This is a genomic window from Vibrio sp. Vb0937, assembly GCF_033338855.1.
Genome location: NZ_JAWOTK010000050.1, coordinates 1 through 7,333, shown reverse-complemented (window position 1 = coordinate 7,333; position 7,333 = coordinate 1). Strand labels below are relative to the sequence as shown.

General features: G+C 40.0%; 7 protein-coding genes and 2 pseudogenes. All 9 read left to right on the top strand.

Going from position 1 to position 7,333, the window contains the following annotated elements; genetic code table 11:
- Window positions 1–99: 99 nt before the first annotated feature.
- The 9 genes and pseudogenes from R7P67_RS22725 (at window position 100) to R7P67_RS22685 (ending at window position 7,259) form a co-directional block, all read left to right on the top strand.
- Window positions 100–810, top strand: a complete 711-nt coding sequence (locus R7P67_RS22725) for a heme transporter CcmC (RefSeq protein WP_262654295.1) — start codon at window positions 100–102, stop codon at window positions 808–810.
- A 116-nt stretch (window positions 811–926) separates the two neighbouring features.
- Window positions 927–1,382, top strand: a pseudogene (locus R7P67_RS22720) (GNAT family N-acetyltransferase).
- Between the two features lie 904 nt (window positions 1,383–2,286).
- Window positions 2,287–2,631 (top strand): hypothetical protein, encoded by a 345-nt coding sequence (locus R7P67_RS22715; RefSeq protein WP_239928423.1) that lies wholly within the window; start codon window positions 2,287–2,289, stop codon window positions 2,629–2,631.
- 49 nt (window positions 2,632–2,680) lie between these two features.
- Complete coding sequence (locus R7P67_RS22710; protein WP_262654299.1) at window positions 2,681–3,328, top strand: hypothetical protein; 648 nt, start codon at window positions 2,681–2,683, stop codon at window positions 3,326–3,328.
- Window positions 3,329–3,468: 140 nt separating this feature from the next.
- The gene (locus R7P67_RS22705; protein WP_262654303.1) at window positions 3,469–3,945 is read left to right on the top strand and encodes a GNAT family N-acetyltransferase; all 477 of its coding nucleotides are present in this window, start codon (window positions 3,469–3,471) and stop codon (window positions 3,943–3,945) included.
- A 181-nt stretch (window positions 3,946–4,126) separates the two neighbouring features.
- Window positions 4,127–4,539: pseudogene (locus R7P67_RS22700) on the top strand (VOC family protein).
- Between the two features lie 152 nt (window positions 4,540–4,691).
- Complete coding sequence (locus R7P67_RS22695; protein ID WP_262654305.1) at window positions 4,692–5,951, top strand: hypothetical protein; 1,260 nt, start codon at window positions 4,692–4,694, stop codon at window positions 5,949–5,951.
- A 144-nt stretch (window positions 5,952–6,095) separates the two neighbouring features.
- Window positions 6,096–6,713 (top strand): LysE family translocator, encoded by a 618-nt coding sequence (locus tag R7P67_RS22690; RefSeq protein WP_262654308.1) that lies wholly within the window; start codon window positions 6,096–6,098, stop codon window positions 6,711–6,713.
- A gap of 141 nt (window positions 6,714–6,854) precedes the next feature.
- Window positions 6,855–7,259: a hypothetical protein gene (locus tag R7P67_RS22685; RefSeq protein ID WP_053320428.1), complete on the top strand. Its 405-nt coding sequence runs from the start codon at window positions 6,855–6,857 to the stop codon at window positions 7,257–7,259.
- The last annotated feature ends 74 nt before the right edge of the window (window positions 7,260–7,333 follow it).

Genomic DNA, 7,333 nt, shown 5'->3' with positions numbered 1-7,333 from the left:
GCCATCGTTGGGTTTTGTGTTTACGGTGGTATGGTTAAGTTTCGTGGTAGCGCTGCTCACACCTTAATGCGGCGTTAGGCAGGATGGGTAAGATTGAGCATGAATTTTGATAAAGAAATTGGCGAGTTTAAGAGTTCTTTTCGACAAGGCAATGCATTGACTAAAGTGACAATGGTTATGGGCTTTATACTGACCTTGACGTCTTTAGCTGAATTATCTAGCAAAATCGTAGTTTGGAAAGGTTTCATTTTGTCTGGTATGGAGTTCTACAAGTCATTCTTTGTAGAACCTGTGATATCTATAGCGTCCATTGCGGGTTTGCACTATTCAGAGTTAGAGCTTCATGTAGCCACTATTTCCTCTATTTGTATTGTAACTGGCATGCGTATTCAAGCCATAGGGCAGCAAGTTGCTTTTCGCGAGATTAGTGAAAGGTATGGTAACGAAGTAAAGCCCAATCTACTGTTTTATTGGGTCGTTGCTGTTGTAGCTCCTATTGGTTTATGGCTATGGTACGGTTTTGGTAATCCGACAATCTATCCTTGGTGGTCAGTGTTTGCAGCGCTTTTTTTCCCAGTTTTCATAGTTATCCCCAAAATTCTTATGGCCAAGTTTGCTGGGTATGAGTTTTTCGAGCAAAATAACTTTAGTTACTTTAAAAGTTATTACATCTACGTAGGCGCACTGATTCTATTCATCTGCATGCTAGCTGCTATAAATAGCGGTATTCGAGGGGACGTGGAGCCTTCAAAAGAAGCTGCCGAAGTATCAATATCTTTGGTTATAGGGACTGAGCTTAAACCTGCCTAACAAACTGTTTAAGAGTGATTCGCAACGCGTGGCATTTTTACCATGCGTTGTTTTTAGTGTTTAAGGTGGTATGCGGGAGCTTCGGTATTGCGTTGCTCACACCTTAACAGGGCGTTATGAGGCATATGGATATACAACTAATACAAATAGAAAGTGATGAGTTTGAAAGTCTATTTTCTGCTGTGAAACAAGGACTTTATTCGCATGTTGATGTCGTATTTGGTTGGTGCGACGAGTTTCAGATCAATCGTTTAAAAAGTGACTACGAGCAGCATTGGTTCCACTGGGTATATCTCAATAACACACGAGTTGGAATGCTATGCTTCAAGCCCTACGAAAATGCACTTCATGTACATTTACTCATTGTGTTTCCAGAATTTCAAAATCAAAAATTGGGCGGAAGGGTTATGAATCTGGTTCACGAAATAGCGCGAGAGTAAGGGCGTAGTCAAGTAACCTTATCAAGCTTTACTAGAAATGAGTCAGCGGTAAGGTTTTACAATTCTCTTGGCTATAAGGTGACTGAAAGCGATGAAAACTTCCTTTCTTTGTCGCTTCAACTTGCCTCATAACAAAGCGTTTAAGACGGATTCCCAACGCTCGGCATTTTCGGTTTGATTCAGCTTTAGTGTATACGGCACAATGGTTTAGGTAAGGTGGTCGGCGTTGCTCACCACTTAACGCGGCGTTATGTTTACTTGTATTTCAATGGCTTAAATGTCTTAGGCTCTAGTTCTTTCTCCCTCAGACAGTTTGTCCCTAGTAGACTCAGCAAATCAGTATTGCCGGCCTAAATTCTTGAACTACTTAGGCTGTAAAACATGCCAGTATTCGTGGGTTGCTTCATTGTCAGGTCGAGTAGGATAGCTTTCAGTTTCTCTGGCTTAAAGTCGCTTTGAGGCTATTTCCCAAGCAACATCCTACCTTGGCAGTTGTCTCGGCAACTCACCCTTGTTTGGCGCTGTTGTGAGAAGAGACTAGGGTAGTTGTTGGATGCTTGTCGTGTTGCCTCATTGGGCAGGGAAGTGTTCCTACTTGTTTTAGGTTGGTCGCCTTTGGTGACTAAGTTGGTTTTTGCCTTGAGGTTTGGTTGAGAAAAATAGTCTGAATCATCAGTTCTTTCTCAAGTAAGTCAGTTACTTGTGGTAAAACATAACAAACAATTTAAGCAGATTCGTAACGCTCGGCATTTTGGGTTTGAATTAGTTTTAGTGATTAAGGCACAATGTTCTGGTTAAGTGGTATCGTTACTCACTACTTAATTGGGCGTTATGTGCTTTAATTGGTTAACTTTAACAATAACGTTGAATGTTAACTTGAAACTTCAAAAGAAATAGTAGATAAAAGTTAAATTAATTCATGTGCTTAGATTGGCTTGGTGTGACATTGAGCATAAAGTGTAGTGTATGCGTTGCTCACCACTTAATGGGGCGTTATACTATTGATAAGTTTCAATAGGTCATTTGGAGGATGGTTATGAGAGTACAAACACTGTCATCGTACAGATTAAAATCTAAAGCCGTCTCTATTAACAAAACTTTTATTGCCGATAATGGAGTCGCTTTTAGTATCTTTGCTTCCAAAGGTACTGGATCTGTATCACAGTACTACATTATTGAATCTAAATGGGAGAATGACCCATCACCTAAAGTTGTTCCTCTAGCACATTTGCAGGTTAGCAAAATTAGCGGAAACATTAAGTTTGCAGCTTTTCAACCAGAAAACTGGAACTTAAAAACTGATTCATTTGAACTTGTTAGAGCTCTAAGTAGGTTTATTCCAGAAATATCTAAATCTCATAATATTTCTGTTGCACATTAGAGTTAAAATGAAATAATGGGGACATGAATTTTAACGACTATCATGCGTCATGTCCCCTGTAATCATTTCTGAATCTCACGATAAAGTCCCTTTAAGCGCTTCTGAACTGCGCGATTTCGATATCGACAATACTCTTGAAGTTGTCTTTCTATCTGACGTTGGTCCAGATTCACTAAACGTTCGCCTATCCTTAGTCGAAGGAGATAATGAAGGTAGCGTCACAGTAGAAATCATGAATGGAGATACTGTTTCTAGTACGGCAGGGAACGTAGACTTCAATAAACTGGATGCTGATGGCACCTGCTTAGAAGGCGGTGTTCAGATAAAAAGCGCTTATTTCAGTACTGATTACCAAGGTTTAGGCTTGGGTTTTGCTGCATATCAGTTAATTACAAAGCATCATTTGCTGGTTAGTGATACAACTCAAACTCACGATGGCTCCGCATTTTGGAAGTTTAAGCTTGGTGATCATGACGAGATTGAAATTAATATTGTGGTCACTCCTTCTGAAGGGCAACCTTTTACTATCTGCGATGAAGAGTCTTCGCAACCAGTTATATATCACTATACTAAAGAAGAGCTTGAACCAATGATATGGGGGCTTGAGTTCCCTAACGACGATCCTCATCCGGGTATTAATGCATCTCCAACACTCCGTAGAGAAGATGTTGTTTTAGTCGCTATACGACGCACATAACAATCTGTTTAAGAGTGATTCGCAACGCTTGGCATTTTCGCTATGCGTTGCGTTTTGTGTTTAAGGCGGTATGCGGAAACTTGGTCATTGCGTTGCTCACACCTTAACAGGGCGTTAGGTGCTTGAAGGAAAAGGTAAGTATGGAAGTTGCTTTTCGGCAGATAAACATTGATGACTTCGAATTATGCGTTGCTGCGAGAAAAGATGCATACTTTTGTAGTTTTGGGCATTACGATGGTTTCGACGACTTCATCAGTGGTTATCGTGAACGAGTATTAGACCGGTTAGCAACATCAGGATGGTTCTATATCCATATATTTGTGGATGGTCAGTTTGCAGGGCAGTTAGAGTTTCGTAGCTTTTCACCTGAGCAGGAGGCTGGCTATGTGCATCTCATTTACTTAAAGCCGAAGTTTCGTGGTTCAGGACTCGCTGCAAAATTGCAGGATTATATTGTAAGCACATTGAGTACAGCGGGTTGTTTGCGTGCTGTACTTTCAGTAAGTCGAACTAACCATCGAGCTCTCACATTCTATACGCGCAATGGTTGGGAGTTCGTGCGTAAGAACCCCAAGCACGATGAAACAGACTTTTACCAACTTTGGCTACGCACCTAACAAGGCGTTTAAGAGGGATTCACAACGCTTGGCGATCTTAGTTTAAGTTGAATTTAGTGTTTAAGGTACAATGGTTTAAGTGTGTTGGTTGGCGTTGTTCACCACTTAACGCGGCGTTATGTGCTTTCTCGGAAATAATAAAATAGTGTACAATCAGCGTTTTGAAATAGCCGAAATCGTCATGTCTAAAACTGTTCAGCAGCAAATTGGAAACATCGCTCTAGTCGTTGAAAATTACGACGATGCTATTGAGTTCTATACTCAAAAACTTCAATTCACATTGGTGAAGATACTGACTTAGGTGGTGGTAAACGCTGGGTTCAAGTTTCTCCTCCAAATTCCAGTGGTACGAGCCTGCTTTTGGCTCAAGCGAGTACACCAGAACAAATGCAAGCAGTAGGGAATCAAACGGGTGGTCGTGTGTTCTTGTTCTTACAAACTAACGATTTCTGGCGAGACTACGAGTTAATGAAGACAAATGGCATTGTATTTAATGAAGAGCCGCGAGTTGAAGAATACGGAACAGTGGTGGTATTCCAAGATCTCTATGGTAACAAATGGGATTTACTGCAACTAAATAGAGCAACCAAATAGCACGCACATAACAAAGCGTTCAAGAGGGATTCTCAACGCTTGGCGGTTTTGGCTCAAAGTTTAGTTTTTGTGTTTATGGCACAATAGTTTAAGTTGGGTGGTATAGCGTTGTTCACCCCTTAACGCGGCGTTAAGCGTATTGGGAGGTGGTTGTGGAACTGAATGATTTTTACAGTAATTTATTTAACGGTAAACCTATTGAGTTAAATTCAAATTGTTACTCTGGAGTAAGTAATTGTACTTTTCTTGTAGATGGTTTGAGTTTTTCCATTTCTGGTAACTCTCAAGCACCAATTACTTTTGATAGAAAAAAAGCGACCATCGACCTAACTTTCAATAGTGATACGTTTCAAGTAGATATTGTTGTTTCAGTAACTAAATCTGAGCTATTTAAGTTTGAAGGTGATGTTAAAAAAATGGAAATGTCATCTAATAAATCAGTGAGTGTTGATAGGGTTGCTTACGTTATAGCCGGTGTTGATTCTTTTCCTATGAGAAATAATTTTACGTGGGATAGAAGCTATAAAATTGATGGTATTGAACATGAAGTAAGTTATGCGTTCGTTAATTGTAGAATTGAAGCTCGTATTTCAACACGATTGATGCTTGGCTCAAAAGAGTGTGATGCGCTATTGCAGTTCATTGAAGATGAGGTTTTTGTTACCTGTCTGTTTTATAGTTTATGCCGAAGCACTAAAGTTGAGTGGGTAGAGAAAAAGATTATACATTCAAATTCAGTCTGTTCTTATCACTATTTAAGTTCTAATGCCCCGTCTAAATACTCGAATCAGATTAACCCAATGAGAAGTGATACTCAGACTTGGGAAGATTTTATGAGGCATGTTATCAGTAAGTCCTACAAAAAGAAGGACTTGATAGACAGCCAAATATTTCAGGCAATAAGTAATCTTGCTTGGAATGGGAAACTCAATGAGTGGACATTGATCTCTCATGCAGCAGCCTTAGAGGGGCTGTGTAAACATAAAACTGTAAGCGTAATTAAAGATAACACCTATAAAAAGGCAAGGAATACAGCAATATCATGCCTTACTAGTGAACTTAGCAAACTTGGTGTAGATAGTGATTCGATTGCTCGAATTAAACAGAACATATACGACAATGAACGTTCAATTAATGGTTATCCTACTAAGTGGTATATTGAAAATGAGCTGATTTCAAATAATCTAAGTCAATTTAGCGCACAGAATCTCGATAACATCAATTTAGCCATACAAATGCGAAATAAAGTTGTTCATGAAGGTTGGTCTAGCGATTGGAAATTGGACATATATGACTGTGTGGCGATACTAAGAAATACTATCTATGTGCTGCTATTTGCTTATTCTGGTTATGATGGGAACTTTTACCTTGTTGGTAGTGAAGAAAAAACAGTCGTTGCAAAATACGCTTAACAAACTGTTTAAGAGTGATTCGCAACGCGTGGCATTTTCACCATGCGTTGGTTTTAGTGATTAAGGTGATATGCGGAAGCTTCTGCATTGCGTTGCTCACACCTTAACAGGGCGTTATGCCCTATGCGAAAAACAGGAGGTTTTATGGTTTCATTAGAGTTCCTAATCACATCCTTTGTTGTCGTGGTGATACCAGGAACAGGTGTCTTGTTTACAGTGGCTACTGGGTTGTTCAACAGTAAAAAAGCCAGTCTATTTGCCGCGATAGGATGCACATTTGGTATTGTTCCATCGTTACTTGCGAGTGTGTTTGGGTTAGCTGCTATCTTTCATACCAGTGCATTGGCGTTTCAAATAGTCAAGTATTGCGGCTCTGCTTATTTGCTTTATTTGGCTTGGACAATGTGGCGAGCATCGTCACCACTGTCGTTAGATAAACACCAAGCGAAATCGTCTTTTAAAGATATTGCGATACGAGGATTCTTGATTAATATCTTGAACCCTAAGCTGTCGATGTTCTTTTTAGCTTTTTTACCTCAGTTTGTCTCACCACAGGTCGAGCAACCTCTAGCGAGTATGCTTATACTTGGGTCAGTGTTTATGTTGATGACATTTATCATATTTGTAGTTTATGGTGCATTAGCGAGTACGTTTAGTGATTATATCGTGCGCTCAGAAAAAGCCAGTTTAGTTATTCAAAAAGTATTCGCAGGCGGCTTTGCGGCGATGGGGTTAAAGTTGGCGCTTACAGAGCGGGCATAACAAAGCATTTAAGAGTGATTCCCAACGCTTGGCGTTTCTGGTGTCATCGTTGGGTTTTGTGTTTACGGTGCAATGGTTTAGGTTAGGTGGTAGCGTTGCTCACACCTTAATGCGGCGTTAGCTTTTTGAGAGGGAAATTTAGTGATAGATGTAGTAACAAGTGTTTCCTTGTGGGAGTTGATAAAGCATGCCAAATCATGGGTATCTAACCTCAGACGAGCGAAAGAATCTCGAAAGAAAGAGTCTATTGGTGCCTTGAGAAAAGTTGTTCTAGCCAGCAGAAAAACAGCGGTCTATATTCGCAAGCTTAACCAAAGTAAAACAAGAAACATTGACGAGGAAGGTGAGATTTCCTTGCTGTGGACTGAGTTAGGCTTTGAATTGGAAGACTTAAAACTAAACAAGCTTGCAGAGCGCTGTTATCTAAAAGGTAAGTACTGGGAAGACCCTGATAAAGAACAAAGTGTGCTTTTAGACAAAGGTGATATGTCACTTGAAAAGATCGAAGAGATGGCGTCAACCTTAATCAAGGAAGTACAAAGCTAACAAACTGTTTAAGAGTGATTCGCAACGCGTGGCATTTTTACTATGCGTTGGTTTTAGTGTTTAAGGTGGTATGC